General features: G+C 44.8%; 17 protein-coding genes. 14 read left to right on the top strand and 3 right to left on the bottom strand.

All coding sequences use genetic code 11. The annotated features are described in order from the left end of the window. Window positions 1–543: 543 nt before the first annotated feature. The gene (locus tag DP120_RS07485; RefSeq protein ID WP_112223016.1) at window positions 544–1,152 is read right to left on the bottom strand and encodes a CPBP family intramembrane glutamic endopeptidase; all 609 of its coding nucleotides are present in this window, start codon (window positions 1,150–1,152) and stop codon (window positions 544–546) included. A gap of 184 nt (window positions 1,153–1,336) precedes the next feature. On the opposite strand from DP120_RS07485, the gene DP120_RS07480 reads away from it, so the two are divergent. From DP120_RS07480 to DP120_RS07465, 4 genes are read left to right on the top strand one after another with little or no spacing between them, the layout of a single operon-like run. Continuing rightward, on the top strand, window positions 1,337–1,525 hold the full coding sequence (locus tag DP120_RS07480; RefSeq protein ID WP_112223015.1) for a type 2 periplasmic-binding domain-containing protein: 189 nt from the start codon (window positions 1,337–1,339) through the stop codon (window positions 1,523–1,525). A gap of 31 nt (window positions 1,526–1,556) precedes the next feature. Continuing rightward, entirely contained in the window at window positions 1,557–2,492 is a 936-nt protein-coding gene (locus DP120_RS07475) for an AAA family ATPase (protein ID WP_112223014.1), read from the top strand. A gap of 1 nt (window position 2,493) precedes the next feature. Further along, window positions 2,494–3,648: a DUF58 domain-containing protein gene (locus DP120_RS07470; protein WP_112223013.1), complete on the top strand. Its 1,155-nt coding sequence runs from the start codon at window positions 2,494–2,496 to the stop codon at window positions 3,646–3,648. Beyond that, a complete protein-coding gene (locus DP120_RS07465; RefSeq protein WP_112223012.1) occupies window positions 3,645–4,859 on the top strand; it encodes a US12 family protein in 1,215 nt (404 codons plus the stop codon). Before DP120_RS07470 ends, DP120_RS07465 begins: the two co-directional genes overlap by 4 nt. Window positions 4,860–5,242: 383 nt before the next feature. Here the strand turns inward: DP120_RS07465 and DP120_RS18775 are convergent, their stop codons facing one another. Further along, window positions 5,243–5,368 (bottom strand): hypothetical protein, encoded by a 126-nt coding sequence (locus DP120_RS18775; protein ID WP_276310398.1) that lies wholly within the window; start codon window positions 5,366–5,368, stop codon window positions 5,243–5,245. A gap of 107 nt (window positions 5,369–5,475) precedes the next feature. Here DP120_RS18775 and DP120_RS07455 point away from each other — a divergent pair, with 107 nt between their 5' ends. Further along, entirely contained in the window at window positions 5,476–6,363 is an 888-nt protein-coding gene (locus DP120_RS07455) for an NAD(P)-dependent oxidoreductase (RefSeq protein ID WP_112223010.1), read from the top strand. Window positions 6,364–6,378: 15 nt separating this feature from the next. On the opposite strand, the gene DP120_RS07450 is transcribed toward DP120_RS07455, so the two are convergent. Continuing rightward, the gene (locus DP120_RS07450; protein ID WP_420812427.1) at window positions 6,379–6,825 is read right to left on the bottom strand and encodes a YkyB family protein; all 447 of its coding nucleotides are present in this window, start codon (window positions 6,823–6,825) and stop codon (window positions 6,379–6,381) included. Between the two features lie 184 nt (window positions 6,826–7,009). Between DP120_RS07450 and fadH the strand changes: the two genes are divergently transcribed. The 9 genes from fadH to DP120_RS07405 all read left to right on the top strand — a co-directional run bounded on the left by fadH (window position 7,010) and on the right by DP120_RS07405 (window position 16,872). Beyond that, window positions 7,010–7,777, top strand: a complete 768-nt coding sequence (gene fadH / locus DP120_RS07445; RefSeq protein ID WP_112223008.1) for a 2,4-dienoyl-CoA reductase — start codon at window positions 7,010–7,012, stop codon at window positions 7,775–7,777. A 100-nt stretch (window positions 7,778–7,877) separates the two neighbouring features. Next, window positions 7,878–8,327: a cyclic-di-AMP-binding protein CbpB gene (gene cbpB / locus DP120_RS07440; protein ID WP_112223007.1), complete on the top strand. Its 450-nt coding sequence runs from the start codon at window positions 7,878–7,880 to the stop codon at window positions 8,325–8,327. Window positions 8,328–8,389: 62 nt separating this feature from the next. After that, window positions 8,390–9,868 (top strand): MDR family MFS transporter, encoded by a 1,479-nt coding sequence (locus DP120_RS07435; RefSeq protein WP_112223006.1) that lies wholly within the window; start codon window positions 8,390–8,392, stop codon window positions 9,866–9,868. Next, complete coding sequence (locus DP120_RS07430; RefSeq protein ID WP_112223005.1) at window positions 9,858–10,733, top strand: LysR family transcriptional regulator; 876 nt, start codon at window positions 9,858–9,860, stop codon at window positions 10,731–10,733. Before DP120_RS07435 ends, DP120_RS07430 begins: the two co-directional genes overlap by 11 nt. Before the next feature lie 66 nt (window positions 10,734–10,799). Next, a complete protein-coding gene (dapD, locus tag DP120_RS07425) occupies window positions 10,800–11,513 on the top strand; it encodes a 2,3,4,5-tetrahydropyridine-2,6-dicarboxylate N-acetyltransferase (protein ID WP_112223004.1) in 714 nt (237 codons plus the stop codon). A 10-nt stretch (window positions 11,514–11,523) separates the two neighbouring features. Continuing rightward, the gene (locus DP120_RS07420; RefSeq protein ID WP_112223003.1) at window positions 11,524–12,639 is read left to right on the top strand and encodes an N-acetyldiaminopimelate deacetylase; all 1,116 of its coding nucleotides are present in this window, start codon (window positions 11,524–11,526) and stop codon (window positions 12,637–12,639) included. Between the two features lie 98 nt (window positions 12,640–12,737). After that, a complete protein-coding gene (locus DP120_RS07415; RefSeq protein ID WP_112223002.1) occupies window positions 12,738–15,104 on the top strand; it encodes a hypothetical protein in 2,367 nt (788 codons plus the stop codon). After that, the gene (locus DP120_RS07410) at window positions 15,101–16,036 is read left to right on the top strand and encodes an ABC transporter ATP-binding protein (RefSeq protein ID WP_112223001.1); all 936 of its coding nucleotides are present in this window, start codon (window positions 15,101–15,103) and stop codon (window positions 16,034–16,036) included. The genes DP120_RS07415 and DP120_RS07410 overlap by 4 nt, the downstream gene beginning before the upstream one ends. Next, window positions 16,033–16,872, top strand: coding sequence for an ABC transporter permease (locus DP120_RS07405; protein ID WP_112223000.1), 840 nt, complete (start codon window positions 16,033–16,035; stop codon window positions 16,870–16,872). Before DP120_RS07410 ends, DP120_RS07405 begins: the two co-directional genes overlap by 4 nt. Window positions 16,873–16,881: the final 9 nt, after the last annotated feature.

The raw sequence follows: 16,881 nt of genomic DNA, 5'->3' as shown, positions 1-16,881 counted from the left end.
ATTATTATTTAAAAATAAGTAAATATTTTTTTGTTTACCAAAGCTTCGAAAGAAATATATCTCTTTCCAGTCTCCCGAGCTGAACAGGCACTTCCGCTTTTCTAACTGTCCAGACTCCAGCGCCCAGCCCCTCGAGTCGCTTCAGCATTACCGTTAATGGCAAAGAAGGCCATTACAATTTATAACTACTTATTGCTGCTCCTGCATCGCTGCGCGCTTCGTCGCAAATAGATGGCTCAAATTACCTTTGAGCCATCTATTGCTTGTCGGGGCTAAACGGGCGCTTCCGCTTTTCTAACACTGTCCAGACTCCAGCGCCTAGCTCTTCGGGTCATAAGCCACTCTGGCTGTGCGGCTGAAAACACGCCGCTTCGCCAGATCGTCTAAAACCATATTGCTCCTGTCTCTGCATCGCTATCGCTAGCTTCGAGACATGAAAATGCGTTGCATCGCTGCGCTAGCTTCGTCGCAAAGAGATGGACCAAATTCCATTTGTTCCATCTCTTGCCTGTCAGAGCTCAACAGGCACTTCCGCTTTTCTTTTCAAAAAGGAAAAACAATAAAAATTAACAGCATTAATATTAGATGGGCGATGATAAGTGCGGGCATGCTTTTTTTCTTTTCGTAGAGATAACCGAGCACTAAGCCGACCGCCGTTCCTGCGAAAATGCCCGGCCAGAAATCCGCCAGCCATAAGGTCAGGCCAAAAAGAACCGATGCGACCGGAATAGCTATAGAAGCAGGTACATATTGCTTGAGTTGCTGCTGAACAAATCCCCGCCAAAATAATTCCTCGCCCGGCACAACAATGAACATCAATAGTAACAGATGCCAGACCGAAGCCGGAGTAAAAATTGCTAGGAAATCAGCGGTGGAAGAAGCTGATCCGACACCCAGCATTTGCAGCAGATGGTAGCCTGCAAACAGTATAAGATACATGGCAATAGCTGCAGCAATGCCGTAAGCAAAGGATTTCCAGGTCCGCATTTCTTCCTGGATTTCACCAAACAGAACGGCGGCTGACATCAATATCAATAACGCAAAAGTATACATATACCAAAAAATAGAGATGTCCTTAAACGCCAGATTGTATAATCCATAAGCGATCGGGAGCATGTATAAAAGTTTGTGTTTCATTAAAAAGCGCAGCATAAAATATCCTCCTAAAATGTAAAAGACAAGTTTTGCCGTTTTATGGTAAAACAATCACTGTCTGAAAACTATGCTTGTTGTATAATAAATGGAAGAGGGCTGCCGGCTAACGGCAAACTCTTTGTCCGTTAAGTATTATAACAGACTTGAAGCGCTGGAAATATTGGAAAAGGAGAATTAAAAAATGACAGATTACAATGAATTGTTAGACCAGTTAAAATCAGGTGAAATCGAATCTTTAACTGTTGAAAAAGAGGATTTCCTCGACTTCCGTACGGTATTGATCGCCAGGGAAGATTTCAAGCATTTCCGCGGAGAAGCTTTTCACCATGGAAAAACAATCTATAAATATACGCAGGAACCAAGTAAATAAAAAACATACATAATTCAAAGGGGTGCGTTAAATGGGGAAGTTAAACGAAGTGAAAGAGCATTTGAATCATTTGGTTGTAGGCCGCGAAAAAGAAATCGACTTTATGTTGATTGCATTGATCCAACAAGGCCATGTATTGCTTGAAAGCGTTCCGGGATCAGGAAAAACATGGATGGCAAAAGCTTTTGCCGGATCCTTCAGCGGCATGTTCCGCCGGCTTCAGTTTACGCCGGATGTGTTGCCGTCAGACGTGACGGGCATCAGGTTCTTCAATCCAAAGAATCAGGAGTTCGAGCTTCGCCCCGGCGCAGTAATGGCAAATATTTTACTGGCTGACGAAATTAACCGGGCCACCCCGCGGACGCAGTCAAGCTTGCTTGAATCCATGGAAGAAAAACAGGCGACAATCGATGGCGAGACTTTACAGCTGCCACAGCCGTTCATGGTCATTGCTACACAAAATCCGGTTGAATCCCAGCAAGGGACTTTTCCATTACCGGCTGCACAATTGGACCGTTTTCTGTTCAGACTGGAAATCGGCTATCCCGATTACGATGAAGAAATGTCGATCATCCGCAACTTCCGGGATAACGTCTCCCATAAAAAGGAGATAATGAGCATTGCATCAGTTGATGATGTGGCGGCTTGGTCCAAGAGTGCAAGTGAAGTCAGTGTCCACGAAGATATCGAAAAATATATCCTGAATTTGGTGCGCGCAACCCGTGAACATCCATCAATCGAACTTGGTCTCAGTTCCCGTGCAGCGCTCGCACTGGTCCACGCTGCCCAAGGAAAAGCTTATTTGGATGGCCGCGATTTTGTAACACCTGATGACGTCAAGTACATACTTGAACCAGTAGCTGTCCATCGTCTTCTGTTAACGGTCGAAGGAATGCTGGTCCAGGATCCAGAGACATTGCTCAAAGAGATTTCCTCTTCAGTGGCATCCCCGGTTGAGGCTTATTGACATGAACTGGATCCGCCATGATTACGGAATAAAAAACACTAAAATGGCTCTCGGCTTCACTGTCGTTCTATTCATTATGTCTATGGTGTTTCTTCAATTTACAGCTGCCGCGATTACGGCATTCATCGGCTTTATTGTAGCGCTGCAATTAGCATATTTTTCAAGACTGGGAGATAAACTCGTTTTTAAGAATCCAAAAATCCGAAAAAGAGTTTTGAATGGCGGAGATTCGCATTGGGAGCTGTCCTTTGAAAATAAAGGCTTGCCTGTTTGGGGTGCTAACCTGAAAATCTGGTTTATTGACACAGTTATACCAGTTGGCCAGGAAGCGGGCAGTTATACGGAGCTTGTTGAGCTTGATGTCCCTTTTACAGTGGGATATAAAGAGACGATGGTTTTAAAAGTGCCGGTTACAGGGAATCGCCGAGGCTTATCCCGCATCAAGAAAATGGAATTATCGATTCCTCATCCGTTCGGACAGGGAAGCCTGATGCTCGAATACGGTGGAATGATTCTGCAAGAACATCTTGTTTATCCGAAACTGCGCAAATATCAATTCCGCTATGCGCCGTCAAAACAAAAACCGGGGCAATTCAACTTGCGGCATTCGCTGTTTGAAGATCCCTTCCAGCCGATCGGCACACGGGATTACGTCTCGACAGACCAATTCAATCAGATTCACTGGAAGGCAAGTGCCAGAATGCAGACTTATCAGACGAAGGTCTACAACCATGTGGCGAATGAAGCGATGTTTTTTGTACTGAATGTCGCTGACCGCTATGCGACGATATCGAATCTGGAAGAAAGAATCGAAGAATTGGCCTCGTATATTGAAAACTGCTTCAGTGAAGGTGTGCCTTATGCCATAGCAATCAACGTCCGGTCCGCCGGCAAGATTCCTTATCTCTATTTGGCTTCCGGTGAAGGGAGCAGGCAAAGACAGCACGCACTTGAACTGCTGTCGGTGATTTCGAAAAATAATTCGACAATGCCTTTTGCTTCGATGATTGCCCACTTGGACCTTCATACGGAATTGCCTTATACGACTTACCTTATGACAGACAACCTTGAAAGCGTCAAAAAATATATACCGAAGTGGAGCAGAAAAACAGAATTGAAGATTCTGCGCACAAGCGAAGGGCGGGTGATTGCATGACTGCCAGATTTTCTTCGGTCACCGCGTATATTCAGGATGCTTTCCTCCTCTCATTTGTATTTCTGTTTATCGACGCCGGAGCCAGATTTCCTTTGGTTTTAATCTGGCTGGGGTTAGTGCTGGCATCAGCATTGACAGCCGCAGCCGTCAGCTGGCGGAAGCCTTACAATCCGGCACCTGTTCTGATTGCAGCCGGCCTGGTAATGGCGTTATCTGTGTTTGCCGGGGTGACGGTCGGTACGTTCATCGTTTTAACAATTATTTCTTTATACCGCCTGCATGCCAGATTTTCTGAGATAGAAGATAAAAGCAGCGGAGAAAGTCCTTTCATAATAATGTATTTGGTGATATTCACCATTGCATTGATTTTGAGTATCTTCAACCCGCTGGGCAGTTCACAGCTTCTGTTGTTTCCAGTTGCAGCAGCAGCCATTATTTTCTACACCGTATCACGTTTGCTTTACCGGTATTTTGCCGCTAGGCAGGAAGGCGCGAAATTCTGGCAGGCACTTGCCGGTTCAGCCGGCATTATCGCCATTTCCGGCGCAGTGGCATTCGTTGTTTATTTACTGGCTGATGAAGCGCGGCAACTGGCCGGGACGATTTTCGGGGGCATACTGGCAGTGGTCTTATGGCCATTTGCAGGCGTGTTAAATTGGCTGGTGAATATTGTGAACGGACTTTCCAACGAAGAAGAGATGCAGGATAATCTGAGCAATATGGAACAACAAGCGGAACAGACGGAGGATATCCCTTATTCACAGGGTGCGATGGAATTCGATTATACAATCATTGCAGGAATAGGTATTGTCCTTGCGGTGATTATCGGGATTCTGCTGATCCGGAAGATAAAACCGGATCTAGCCAATCAAAAAGAGGAATCTATTGCTGAAGTCATCCGTTTTTCTGAAGTTGCCGATAAAACCCAAGAACCAAAACCGGCCAGAGGGTACGATCTAGTCGATATCCATGAAATCCGGAAAGCATTCAGGGAGTTTGAAACACAGGCAACCGAAGCTGAAAAGGGCCGCATGGAACATGAAACGGTCAGGGAATGGGCTCAACGTGAGGAATTGCCGTTTACGGAATTCTTTTTTAAAACTTATGATAAGGTACGATACAGCGACGGATTAATAGCCGCCAGTGAAGCGTCTCCTTTCGTTGAAGAACTGGAAAAAATAAATAAAAATTTTTTTAGGGAAAATGTTTAAAGCCATATTTATCTGGGCATACTATTAAAGAACACAGCAACATTCTCATTTCCCCCTTTTGTGGTCGGTCCTTAACTGGATCGGCTTCTTTTTTTGGATTTTTTTTTTGTCCAGACTCCCACGGCCCAATCCCTCGAGTCGCTTCGGATTTGTCCTTCATGGCAAAAAACGCCATGCAGGTCAAACCCTCCAGCGCTTGTCGGGACTTAACTGGCGCGGTCGCTTTTCTATTGTCCAGACTCCCGCGGCCCAGCTCTTCGGGTCATAAGCCAGCCCAGCTGCCATGGCTAAGGCCACTCTGCTGTTCTGTCTTATGCCTTTCAGAGCTTAACGGTCGCTGTCGCTTTTCTAGTGTCCAGACTCCTACGGCCCAGCTCTTCGGGTCATAAGCCACTTTGGCTGTGCGGCTGAAATGATGCCGCTTCGCCAAATCGTCTAAAACCATATTGCTCCTGCATCGCTACGCTAGCTTCGTCGCAAAGAGATGGACCAAATTCCATTTGTTCCATCTCTTGCCTGTCAGAGCTTAACGGGCGTAGTCGCATTTCTTTTCTAAATAGTGAATATACAGAAGATTTTTGCTAAACTGAAGATAGATTGAAAAAGGAGGATACATATGAAGATTGGATTTATCGGGACAGGAGTTATGGGAAATAGCCTGGTCAAGCATCTTCTTGAAGAGGGGCACGAAGTTTCAATCTATACGCGGACTTCTTCAAAGGCCCAGAATTTACTGGAAGCGGGAGCAAAATGGCAAGATTCCCCTAAATTGGTTGCTGCAGATTCGGAAGTTATTTTTACAATGGTGGGATATCCTTCAGACGTGGAAGAAATCTATTTTGGTGATGAAGGAATCATTAACAACGCCAAAGAAGGAACCGTGCTGGTCGATATGACCACATCCAAGCCCGAACTTGCAAGGGACATTTTCAAGGCAGCTCTGCAAAAGGGTCTAGCAGCTTTGGACGCGCCTGTTTCAGGCGGTGATATTGGGGCAAGAAATGGTTTATTGTCCATTATGGTCGGCGGAGAAAAAAGTACATTTAAACAAGTTCAGCCATTACTGGATCTATTCGGTGGAAATATTGTCTATCAGGGATCGGCGGGGTCAGGACAGCATACTAAAATGTGCAATCAGATCATCATCGCTTCAAATATGATGGGTGTGAGCGAATCATTGATTTATGCGTTGAAAGCCGGACTGGATCCTGAAACTGTATTGCTGTCGATTTCATCCGGAGCTGCAGGTTCCTGGTCGCTGTCGAATCTGGCACCGAAAATGATTTCGCGCAACTTTGAACCTGGTTTCTATATCAAACATTTCATAAAAGATATGCGAATTGCGACAGAAGAAGCGGAAGCCATGGGACTTGAACTTCCCGCGCTCCAGCTCTCACTCAGACTGTTTGAAAGTTTGTCGGAAAAAGGATACCAGGATAAGGGGACGCAGGCATTGATCGTACAGTATGAAGACAGCAATTATAAAGAGCCGAAGACAATTTAGTCCCGGCTCTCTGTGTCAGTCGAAATATGATTTTTTAGGTGAATAGAATCTGTTCATTTCCCGGGGCTGATAGGCCTTTCCCGGATTGGAAACGCTTGTTTCTTTTTTTACAGGCTGCAGGCCGGTCAATTCACTCAGGATTTCTTTGGCTGAACGAAGATTCATCCTGCTTGCCGGGTTTCGGTAAGATTCATCAAGGTGGCCGAGATGGTCGAGATTCTCAAAGTCTTCTTTTTTCGGCAGCATGTGAAAATAATAATCTCCACACTTTACGAGGACAGAAGATTGCTGTTGGCTTTTACGGGGGTTTTTACTGAAGTGCAGCCCTATTTTCTGAGCGCGGTCCTGAAGAATCATTTTATTTAATGCTTCTTTTTTTAAGGCATATAAATAATGATTGTCTGAAGCGGTCTTTGCGTGCCTGTTGACAGTGAATATTGCCTGAGCAATTTCAGTATCCATTCTGGAGTTAGACATAGGCTCATTCCTTTCATCGGGTTTTTATTCATAAAACATCTTCATTATATCAAAATTTTCTTGCAATGTGTATAACAAGTATCAGGAATATTGGTTCATTTAAGGAAATAGGCGTAATTCGGCAAAATTACATACAAAAATCAAAGAAGGACAAAAGGAGGAATTTGGGATGTTTCAAGATCAAACAATTATCGTGACGGGCGGATCAAGTGGGATGGGGTACCATATGGCGGAAAAGTTCGCTTCCGAAGGAGCGAATGTGATAATTACAGGGAGAGACATGGAAAAACTTAATGAAGCTGTTAAAAACATGGCAGACTCTAAAGGTACAGTAGAAGTTTTTCAAATGGATGTCCGTGAACCTGAGCATGCAAAAGCCATGGTTAAATTTGCCCATGAAAAATTTGGCCGAATTGACGGCCTTGTGAATAATGCTGCTGGAAACTTCATTGTACATGCTGAAAAACTATCGCCGAACGGCTGGAAGTCGGTTGTTGATATTGTATTGAATGGAACATTTTTCTGTTCACATGCCGTCGGAAATTATTGGATTGAAAACGGTACGAAAGGCAATATCCTGAACATGCTTGCTACGTATGCCTGGAATGCCGGAGCTGGAGTAGCACACTCAGCTGCCGCAAAAGCAGGGGTCATGTCATTGACCCGCACTCTTGCTGTGGAATGGGGAACACAATTCGGAATTCGCGTAAACGGCATTGCACCGGGTCCGATTGAACGAACTGGCGGAGCAGACAAGTTGTGGGAATCGGAAAAAGCGGCGAAGCGCACAATTGAATCGATTCCACTTGGCCGTTTGGGCAAGCCGGAAGAAATAGCAGAATTAGCTGCTTTTATCATGTCAGATAAAGCTTCATACATGAACGGGGAAATCGTGACCCTGGACGGTGGGCAATGGCTGAACAAATTTCCTTTTTAAGTAAATAATACTCTCTTTTAAATAGTTTCAAATTTAGTGATGTGTTATGATGTACTCGGAGTGATTAGCATCAATATATGATGCAAAAGGAGTAGAGCGCATGATTTCATTACCTAGCAAAGACTTTCTTGAAACTCAAATAGAAGACTATATTATTTCCTCAGAAAAGGTTGCACACGTCCAGTTGGGCAATAGTGCTGAACACGCATTGCTTGTTTTAACGAAAACGGGTTATTCGGCGATTCCGGTATTGGATATGAAATACCGTTTTCAAGGGTTGATCAATACACAGCGGATTACAGAATCCATCCTAGGGCTCGACCATATTGAATATGAAAAATTGCCGGAGATAAAAGTCCAGGATATTATGCAGACGGATATCACTTTGATAAAAATAACTGAACGCTTTCAAAAAGCACTTGATCTTTTAATTGACCAAAACTTCCTTTGTGTAGTCGATGATGAAGGAATGTTCATGGGCATTCTGACTAGGCGCGTCGTGTTGAAACAATTAAAAAAGCAGATTTACCAGATCCGAAATAATCACTGAATGAAAGGCCTCGTGGGAAGAGGCCTTTTTTGTTGTGTAGTTTGAAAAGAGGGCCTTATCTTATGAAGACGACAAATCGTCCACTCGTGCTGGCTTCTGTCATGCTGGCGATGTTCGTAGGTGCAGTAGAGGCGACTATTGTGGCCACTGCCATGCCAAGCATTGCAGCAGATTTAGGTGGATTTTCAAAATACAGCTGGGTCTTTTCAGCATATCTTCTGATGAATACTGTGACCGTTCTTATCTATGGAAAACTTTCCGACATCTTTGGCCGTAAACCGATTTTCGCTTTTGGCATCATATTATTCCTTGTCGGTTCATTGATGTGCGGCCTTGCCAATTCGATGGATCAATTGATCATTTACCGTCTGATACAGGGAATGGGAGCTGGAGCAGTCTTGCCGATTGCTACGACAATTGTGGGAGATATCTATTCAGCTGAAGAGCGGGCTAAAATACAGGGATACCTTTCAAGCGTCTGGGGCATTTCCGCGGTTTCCGGGCCTGCTATTGGCGGAATCCTGGTGGCTACTGTCGGTTGGGAATACGTATTTTGGGTAAATATCCCGCTTGGAATTCTGGCACTCGCCGGAGTACTTCTTTTTTTGAAGGAACCGAAGAAAAGCGGGAAACCATCCATCGATTATGCCGGTGCTGTGCTTCTGACAATCGGCTTGGTAAGCTTGTTATACTTATTGGTTGAAGGTGGGGTCGGCTTCGACTGGATTTCAGCTTCGACAGGAATTCTTATTGCAGTCGCAGTGACCGCAATTACCTTATTCGTTTATGTTGAACGAAAAGTGAAAGACCCGATCATGCCTTTTGAAATATGGAAAAATAAAACCATTCTTTATGCCAATCTTGTTTCCCTCACTACAGGCATCATTTTAATCTCTGTTTCGAGTTATCTGCCGACCTACGTCACAGGGGTCATGGAACAGCCTGCTGCAATTGCCGGTTTTACGTTGACTGCCATGTCGATCGGGTGGCCAATTGCTGCAACTTTATCCGGGAGATTGCTGATCAGATTCGGATACTTCCGGACTTCGCTTGCCGGTGGAATGTTCCTGGTGGCAGGAGCTGCCTTATTCGTTCTTATGCGTCCTGAAGCAGGACCGTGGTGGGCGGCTTTATCAAGTTTTGTCATCGGCATCGGAATGGGGTTGACAAGCACTGCTTTCATCGTTTCGATTCAAAGTGCTGTCACTTATGAAAAACGCGGCGTTGCGACCGCATCAAACATGTTTATGCGGAACCTTGGCAGCACTATTGGGGTAGCACTTCTGGGTACAGTTCTCAACACATCGCTTTTGAAGTATTTCTCAAACAGCGAAGAAGGTTACGACCTCGATTCCATCAATACGCTTCTGACTGTGGAAAGCAGGGAAGGGATGCCCGCTGAAACATTGCGTTATTTACAGGAAGGATTGTCAATGGCATTGCAGAATGTTTATGCAGTGATGGCTGTTTTTGCTGTCATCAGTTTACTGCTGATTTTTGGCCTGCCGCGGGATAAAGGAGTGAAGAAAAATGTCCAATGAAGAAATGATTATAAAAATCCTGGCTGAAGAAGGAAATATGAGAAAAGCCTCTGAACGGCTCTTTCTTTCCCAGCCCGCTTTGTCCCAAAGGCTGCAATCCATTGAAAAAGAATGGGGCCAGCAATTATTCATCCGCTCACAAAAAGGGCTGACGCCGACGCCGGCAGGAGAATTGGTCATTAATTATGCAAATGAGATGCTGCAGCGCAAAGAAGAAGTTTTCGAAGTGCTTCATACGCTGACGTCAAAAGTGCATGGCACATTGAAAATAGCCTGTGCTTCCATCATCGGCCAAAATTGGCTGCCAAAAGTGCTGAAGGATTTTGTAACTTTATATCCCCAGGCTAAAATCCAGCTGATCACGGGATGGAGTTCAGAAATTACAAGAGCTTTGTATGAAGGGGAAGCCCACATTGGAATAGTGAGGGGACATACGGATTGGAAAGGGAAGAAGATTCATTTGTTCCGGGATACCTTGTACCTGGTTGATAAAGAAATTGATTCATTGGAGCAGGTGATGGAAACTGAACGGCCTTTCATCCAATTTAAAAGCGATTCCAATTATTACGAAGAAATTCAGCAATGGTGGCAAAAACACTTTGCTTCCAATCCCAAAAGGCAAATTACAGTGGATCAAATAGAAACTTGCAAACAAATGGCAGTCAATGGCATCGGTTACGCAATTCTCCCAGCCATAACTTTAAATGGAACAGAAGATGTCCATACAGTTGCTTTGGCAAGCAACGCAGAAGAGCTCGAGTTGACCAGGGATACCTGGCTCATCGGTTATGATTCGGCATTTGAATTGCGACAAGTATCTGCTTTTGTTGAAATTGTGCAAAAACATGCCGCTTTATTAGACTAGAGTAATGAAATCTCTTCCTGTTTCCGTTATAATTACACCATCAACTATAGAAAGAGGTTTTAATTGATGAAACAAATGGATGCAAATGAAATTATTTCGTACATACAGAATGCAAAGAAATCAACACCTGTAAAAGTTTATGTAAAAGGTGAAGGCGTTGCCTCATTGAATTTCGGAGAGTCTGCAAAAGTTTTCGGCGAAGGTGCTCATGCCACCGTATTCGGCGAATGGTCAGATATTGAAAAAGCATTAAAAGAAAACGAAGCTGCAATTGAAGACCACGTAGTAGAAAATGATCGCCGCAATTCAGCGATTCCGATGCTGGATCTGAAAAACATCAACAGCCGCATCGAACCTGGCGCATTTATCCGTGAAAATGTGGAAATCGGAAATAATTGCATCATCATGATGGGCGCAGTCATCAATATCGGGTCGGTAATCGGCGACGGTACGATGATTGATATGGGCGTAATCATGGGCGGCCGTGCTACTGTCGGCAAGAATTGCCACATCGGCGCAGGCGCAGTGCTTGCAGGCGTAATTGAACCGGCTTCTGCAACTCCGGTTATTGTTGAAGACAATGTAATGATCGGCGCTAACGCTGTAGTTCTGGAAGGCGTTCGTATCGGACAAGGAGCAGTTGTTGCCGCTGGAGCGATCGTTATCGAAGATGTACCGGAAAATTCAGTAGTGGGCGGCACACCGGCTCGTGTACTGAAATTGATGGATGAAAAAACACGCTCGAAAACGGAAATCAAACAAGAACTTCGTCAATTATAAGGGGCGAGATATGAACCTTATACAAATCAGAAGAGATTTGCATAGAATACCGGAAATCGGTTTCCGCGAATTTAAAACGCAGCAATATCTGCTCGAACAGATTCGCTCGCTGCCGCAGGATAGAATGGAAATTGCAGAATGGCAAACGGGCATCGCTGTAAAAGTAAGCGGTTTGGATGCGAACAAGCTAATCGCTTGGCGCACTGACATCGATGGCTTGCCGATAGAAGAAAATACCGGACTTGCTTTCAGTTCAGAGCATACAGGTTATATGCATGCCTGCGGACACGATGTTCATATGGCCAATGCGGTCGGATTGCTCGACCGTCTTATAGAAAATCCGATAAAACAGGATGTGCTATTGCTTTTTCAACCGGCTGAAGAAGGGCCGGGAGGTGCTTTGCCGTTCAGAAACTGGCTGAAAAGCGAGCGGCCGGATTTATGGCCTGACGAAATTTATGCCATGCACGTGGCTCCGGAACTGCCTGTCGGCACGGTTTCAACAAAACCCGGCATGCTGTTTGCCAATACGTCGGAACTGTTCATTGATTTGCACGGAAAAGGTGGCCATGCTGCATTTCCCCATTTCACCGATGATATGGCAGTGGCAGGAGCTTCACTTTTAATGCAGCTTCAGACGATTGTCAGCCGCAGCATCGATCCAATGGATTCAGCGGTTTTGACGGTCGGCAAGTTTACAGCGGGCACCGTCCAGAATATTATTGCTGAAAATGCCCGCTTGGAAGGCACCATCAGGACTTTGAATAATACTTCCATGATGAAAATGAAAGAGCGCATAGAAGCAATCTGTAAAGCGGTTGAAACAGGTTATAATTGCCGTATATCGATAGATTACGGAGCTTCCTACAGGGAAGTTGATAACGACGCGCAATTGGCTGAACATTTTCTGGAGTTTGCCTCATCGGCCGATGGCATCACAGCTGTCCGCGCAGATGCCGCAATGACCGGAGAAGATTTTGGCTATTTCACTGAACAGATACCAGGATTGATGTTCTGGGCTGGTGTTAACTCGGAATTCGGACTTCATCATTCAAAAATAAATCCCGATGAAAAGATCCTGGATTTCATGCCTGGCTTTATCCATCGTTATTTCAGTGAGCTATAGAAAGCGGACAGCACTTTGCTGTCCGTTTTTATTTTTAACTAAAGGAACTATTTTACAGTTGGAGCGTACTAATTAGTAGAGAGAAAAGGGGGGACGATATGAAAAGATCAATATCATTTGCATTCATACTTTTTTCAGCCTGGCTGCTGTTTAATATTTCACCGGTACAGACTTCGGCAGAAGCTGATATCACAATTGATGCGGAAGCCGGTTTCCAAAATAAGGTGAAGTACAACAGGGGGCTGCCTTTACAAATTACCGCTTCCAATAATGGTACGGCATTTTCAGGAGACCTGGTCATCGATTATTCCGAAAGCTATAACATTGGGGCAGGACTTTCGGTGCCACTCGAACTGGCCGCAGGAGAAACCAAAACATTCAATCTGTCGCTGCCTGGGATGATGGATAACAGTTACACAGGAGGAATCACGAACCAAACAATCTATGTATATGAAGGCGGCTGGGAAAAAGGGGACGCCATCGATTTTCAGGGAAGTAAAACCCTGCGCCCGAATTATTTTGTGCCAGAGACTCCTTTTATCGCAACATTGACTGAAAACGCTGATCGTTTACGCGGTTTGGGGGGGATTTTGCCGGTGAGCGGTGCAAGTGCACAAGTTTTCCATTTTAATATGGAGGGTGAAAATTCTCTGCCTTCTGATCCGCTTGCATGGGATACACTGGATTACCTGGTGATTGATGAATTCCCCTACAGTGATCTTCCAGTTGAAACGCAGCAGGCCGCTATGGCGTGGCTTGAGCAGGGAGGGAAAGTCCTTGTAGGCGCTGACAGCAATTTGGCTGCTGCCACAGGAAATCTGTCTGACTTGCTGCCGATGCAGCTTAATTCTTCAGAAGAGATGGCCGTTTTAGAACTTGAGAACCCAATTTCAGTTTACCAGGCTGATGTCGGGGAAGACGCCCAAGTGGTACTTGAAGAACAAGGCCGGGTTTTGGCTGTGAAAAGAACGGTCGGAGCGGGTACGATTATTCAAACCGCTTTTTCACTCGGCGACGAGCCCGTTATTTCTCAGGAAGGATACGAAGAATTGCTGGTGAATTTATTTGAAGCAGATCAGATATCTTCTGCATATCAGCAGGATCAGTCGATTAAAGAGAGAATATCGTATGAAATCGGAATGGTTAATGAATTGTTTGAAAGTTTTGCTGTATCCAAAACGGCAATGTTCCTGATTATTCTTTTGTATATCATCATTGTTGTTCCAGTGCTTTATATTTTTCTTATTAAAAAAGACAAACGGGAATATGCATGGCTGGCAATTCCCTTAATAGCTGTACTTGCCTCTATCGGGATTTTTGCCGCAGGTGCCAAAGACAGGATAGCCAATCCCCAAATCCAGCAAACCGGTTTTTTTGAAGTGGATGGAGATGGCGGACTGAATGGTTATTATATGAACACCTTATTATCGAACCGCAGCGGCGATTATCGTTTTACTGCTCCTGCGAACACGACGATGACTGCTACCACCGGGGACCAGTTCTCAGCAAGCAATGCACATCAAAATGCGATACTGGAAAAAGGGGCAGCAGGCTCCACATTGACTGTAAGAGATATGCGCTATTGGTCAATGGCTTCAGTAATAGGAGAATCCTATATCAGCGGAAGTGGCCAATTTGATATTCAACTGGCAATGGAAAATGGAAACCTGACAGGCACAGTACGAAATTCATTCCCGTTTTCTGTCAAGGACGCCGCAATCTGGACCGGTACCAGGCTGATAACGTTGGGGGATTTCAATCCTGATGAAGAAAAGCAGATTGCTGAAGCTGTCCAGTCAGACTTGCTGCAGCCAATATCGCCTATTGCCCAATACCAGGTGCCTCAAACGATTGGCAGCGGCGGTGAAGAGGAATTAATTGAAGCGAGAAAACAAAGTGCATTGGCAATGTCATACGAACATCTTGGAAGAGACGCGACAACTCCTTATTTAATCGCTTATGCGGATGCGGCAATCGCACCTGTAGCGTTGGAGAAGCAGGAAGCGAATGTGTCGGCAGTCCATTTGCTTGCACAAAGTTTTGAACCGAGCATGAACTTTGATGGGGAAGTTGCCATCAGTTCTGATAATTTGAGGATTGATGTGCAACCACAAAGTGCTATGGGACATGTCGAGAAGTATCCTGATAATCCCCATTTTTATGGCTTAGAACCTGGAGAATATCGAGTTCTGTATGAATTGCCGTCTGCATTGACGGAAAAGGAGACTGAATGGTCCCGTTTTGAAACACAATCAGCTTCAACAGATGTGGAGTTTTCAATCTTACGGACAGATACTGGCGAATATGAACCTTTGGCTGCCGGGTCAAATGATTTATCCGGAAACAGTGGGAATTATATTTCCGATGGGGGAAATATTGAAATCCGAATCACTAAAAATGAAATGACCGGCTATTCGGAAATCACTATACCCAAAATCGAACTGGAAGGAGTGGTTGACCAATGATCGAAATTAAGGGATTGACGAAAAAATACGGATCCTTCTATGCGTTGAAAGATTTGAATCTGACAATAGAAGAAGGAACGGTCTTCGGTTTTGTCGGTGCCAACGGAGCAGGCAAATCCACAACCTTTTCAATATTGGCGACACTCCTCCAGCCGACTTCCGGAGAAGCCTGGATAAATGGCATCAGCATTTCACAAAGTCCGCATGAAGTGAGGAAGCAGATTGGTTATATGCCGGACTTCTTTGGTGTATATGACCAACTAAAGACAGATGAATATCTTGATTTCTACGGGGCGAGCTATGGTTTGGATGCCCAGCAAAGAGCTGTATTGATTCCTAAACTACTTGATCTGGTTAACCTTTCCAATAAACGGAACGACTATGTCGATTTGCTGTCAAGAGGGATGAAACAGCGGCTTTGTCTTGCCAGGGCTTTGATCCATGACCCGAAAGTTTTGATACTCGATGAACCTGCCTCAGGACTGGATCCTCGTGCAAGAGTCGAAATGAGGGAGATTTTGAGAGAGTTGAAAGCAATGGGCAAAACGATTTTGATTTCTTCCCATATACTGCCGGAGCTGGCTGAAATGTGTGACACACTGGGCGTAATCGACTCGGGAGAATTAATCGCGCATGGATCGGTTCAGAGCATTCAGGAAAAACTGCAGAGCGAAAAAGTTATAAGCGTGAAATTGACAGGAAGTTTTGCTGATGCGGTCCGTTTTTTCGAGAATGATCCCCTGGTTTCCCAAATTACTGAAATTCGCGAACGCGGTATTCTTCAATTCCTCTATAAAGGCACAGAAGAGGATCAGTTGGCTTTACTGAGAAAAGCGATTACCGTTGGCATGCCAGTATTGGCATTCTCTGAAGAAGAAACGGACCTTGAAGATGTCTTTATGGAAATTACGAAAGGAGCTGGCACGTTATGAAGGAGCTCCTCGCCAATCCTGTCCTGGTAAAGGAAATAAAATTGCGTTTTCGGAATATGAAAAGTTTTACAGGGCTTTTCTTTTATCTGCTGATCATGGGAATCTTCGTCTTCGGTTTTATTAACCTGACAAGTTCAATCTCCGGCAGCGGATTTTTCCGGCCGGAAGAAAGTTTTATGCTGTTCAGTATGCTGAGTTATATCCAATTGGGTTTAATCCTTTTCATCACGCCGGGACTTACCGCCGGAAGCGTCAGCAGCGAACGCGAAAAACAGACCTTGAACATCCTTCTGACAACTGCACAAAGCAGTTTCCAGATCATATTCGGAAAATTGCTGTCTTCCATCGCATTCTTGTTGCTGCTGCTTGTGTCGGGGTTGCCAATCTACAGTATGGTATTTTTATATGGAGGCGTATCCCCGAGCCAGATTGCAATCATTTTTCTGTTCTATTTCTTAACATTATTGGTCATCGGCGGTTTAGGTGTCATGTATTCAACGCTGACCCGCCGAACAATCGTATCAATGATTGTTACCTATGGCACGATGATTTTCCTGACAGCGGTTACGGGATTTTTTCTGATCTTGTCTGTTTCCCTATCATCAGCTGCCATGGGGACCGGGGTTTCCCCGCTCAGTTACTTTTGGGCAAGCATCAATCCTGCAGTGGTTCTGTTGACTTTGCTTGAACCAGGATTCAATGACGAAGTCGGTCAAATGACGGGAATACCGCTGCCGTTATGGGTGAGTTATACGATTTTCTACATGTTAATCTTTGTAGGATCGATATGGCTTTCGGTAAGTAAATTACGGGTGAATATGAATAAATACAGATAAGGAGGATGC

The organism is Planococcus halotolerans, assembly GCF_003289955.1.
Lineage (GTDB): Bacteria > Bacillota > Bacilli > Bacillales_A > Planococcaceae > Planococcus > Planococcus halotolerans.
This window is presented reverse-complemented; position numbering and strand designations above follow the sequence as displayed.

Excerpts from the sequence above, each read along its gene's own strand:
- DP120_RS07485 (WP_112223016.1), bottom strand. The coding sequence starts at position 1,152 with ATGCTGCGCTTTTTAATGAAACACAAACTTTTATACATGCTCCCGATC.
- DP120_RS07480 (WP_112223015.1), top strand. The coding sequence starts at position 1,337 with ATGACAGATTACAATGAATTGTTAGACCAGTTAAAATCAGGTGAAATC.
- DP120_RS07475 (WP_112223014.1), top strand. The coding sequence starts at position 1,557 with ATGGGGAAGTTAAACGAAGTGAAAGAGCATTTGAATCATTTGGTTGTA.
- DP120_RS07470 (WP_112223013.1), top strand. The coding sequence starts at position 2,494 with ATGAACTGGATCCGCCATGATTACGGAATAAAAAACACTAAAATGGCT.
- DP120_RS07465 (WP_112223012.1), top strand. The coding sequence starts at position 3,645 with ATGACTGCCAGATTTTCTTCGGTCACCGCGTATATTCAGGATGCTTTC.
- DP120_RS18775 (WP_276310398.1), bottom strand. The coding sequence starts at position 5,368 with ATGGAACAAATGGAATTTGGTCCATCTCTTTGCGACGAAGCTAGCGTA.
- DP120_RS07455 (WP_112223010.1), top strand. The coding sequence starts at position 5,476 with ATGAAGATTGGATTTATCGGGACAGGAGTTATGGGAAATAGCCTGGTC.
- DP120_RS07450 (WP_420812427.1), bottom strand. The coding sequence starts at position 6,825 with ATGGATACTGAAATTGCTCAGGCAATATTCACTGTCAACAGGCACGCA.
- fadH (WP_112223008.1), top strand. The coding sequence starts at position 7,010 with ATGTTTCAAGATCAAACAATTATCGTGACGGGCGGATCAAGTGGGATG.
- cbpB (WP_112223007.1), top strand. The coding sequence starts at position 7,878 with ATGATTTCATTACCTAGCAAAGACTTTCTTGAAACTCAAATAGAAGAC.
- DP120_RS07435 (WP_112223006.1), top strand. The coding sequence starts at position 8,390 with ATGAAGACGACAAATCGTCCACTCGTGCTGGCTTCTGTCATGCTGGCG.
- DP120_RS07430 (WP_112223005.1), top strand. The coding sequence starts at position 9,858 with ATGTCCAATGAAGAAATGATTATAAAAATCCTGGCTGAAGAAGGAAAT.
- dapD (WP_112223004.1), top strand. The coding sequence starts at position 10,800 with ATGAAACAAATGGATGCAAATGAAATTATTTCGTACATACAGAATGCA.
- DP120_RS07420 (WP_112223003.1), top strand. The coding sequence starts at position 11,524 with ATGAACCTTATACAAATCAGAAGAGATTTGCATAGAATACCGGAAATC.
- DP120_RS07415 (WP_112223002.1), top strand. The coding sequence starts at position 12,738 with ATGAAAAGATCAATATCATTTGCATTCATACTTTTTTCAGCCTGGCTG.
- DP120_RS07410 (WP_112223001.1), top strand. The coding sequence starts at position 15,101 with ATGATCGAAATTAAGGGATTGACGAAAAAATACGGATCCTTCTATGCG.
- DP120_RS07405 (WP_112223000.1), top strand. The coding sequence starts at position 16,033 with ATGAAGGAGCTCCTCGCCAATCCTGTCCTGGTAAAGGAAATAAAATTG.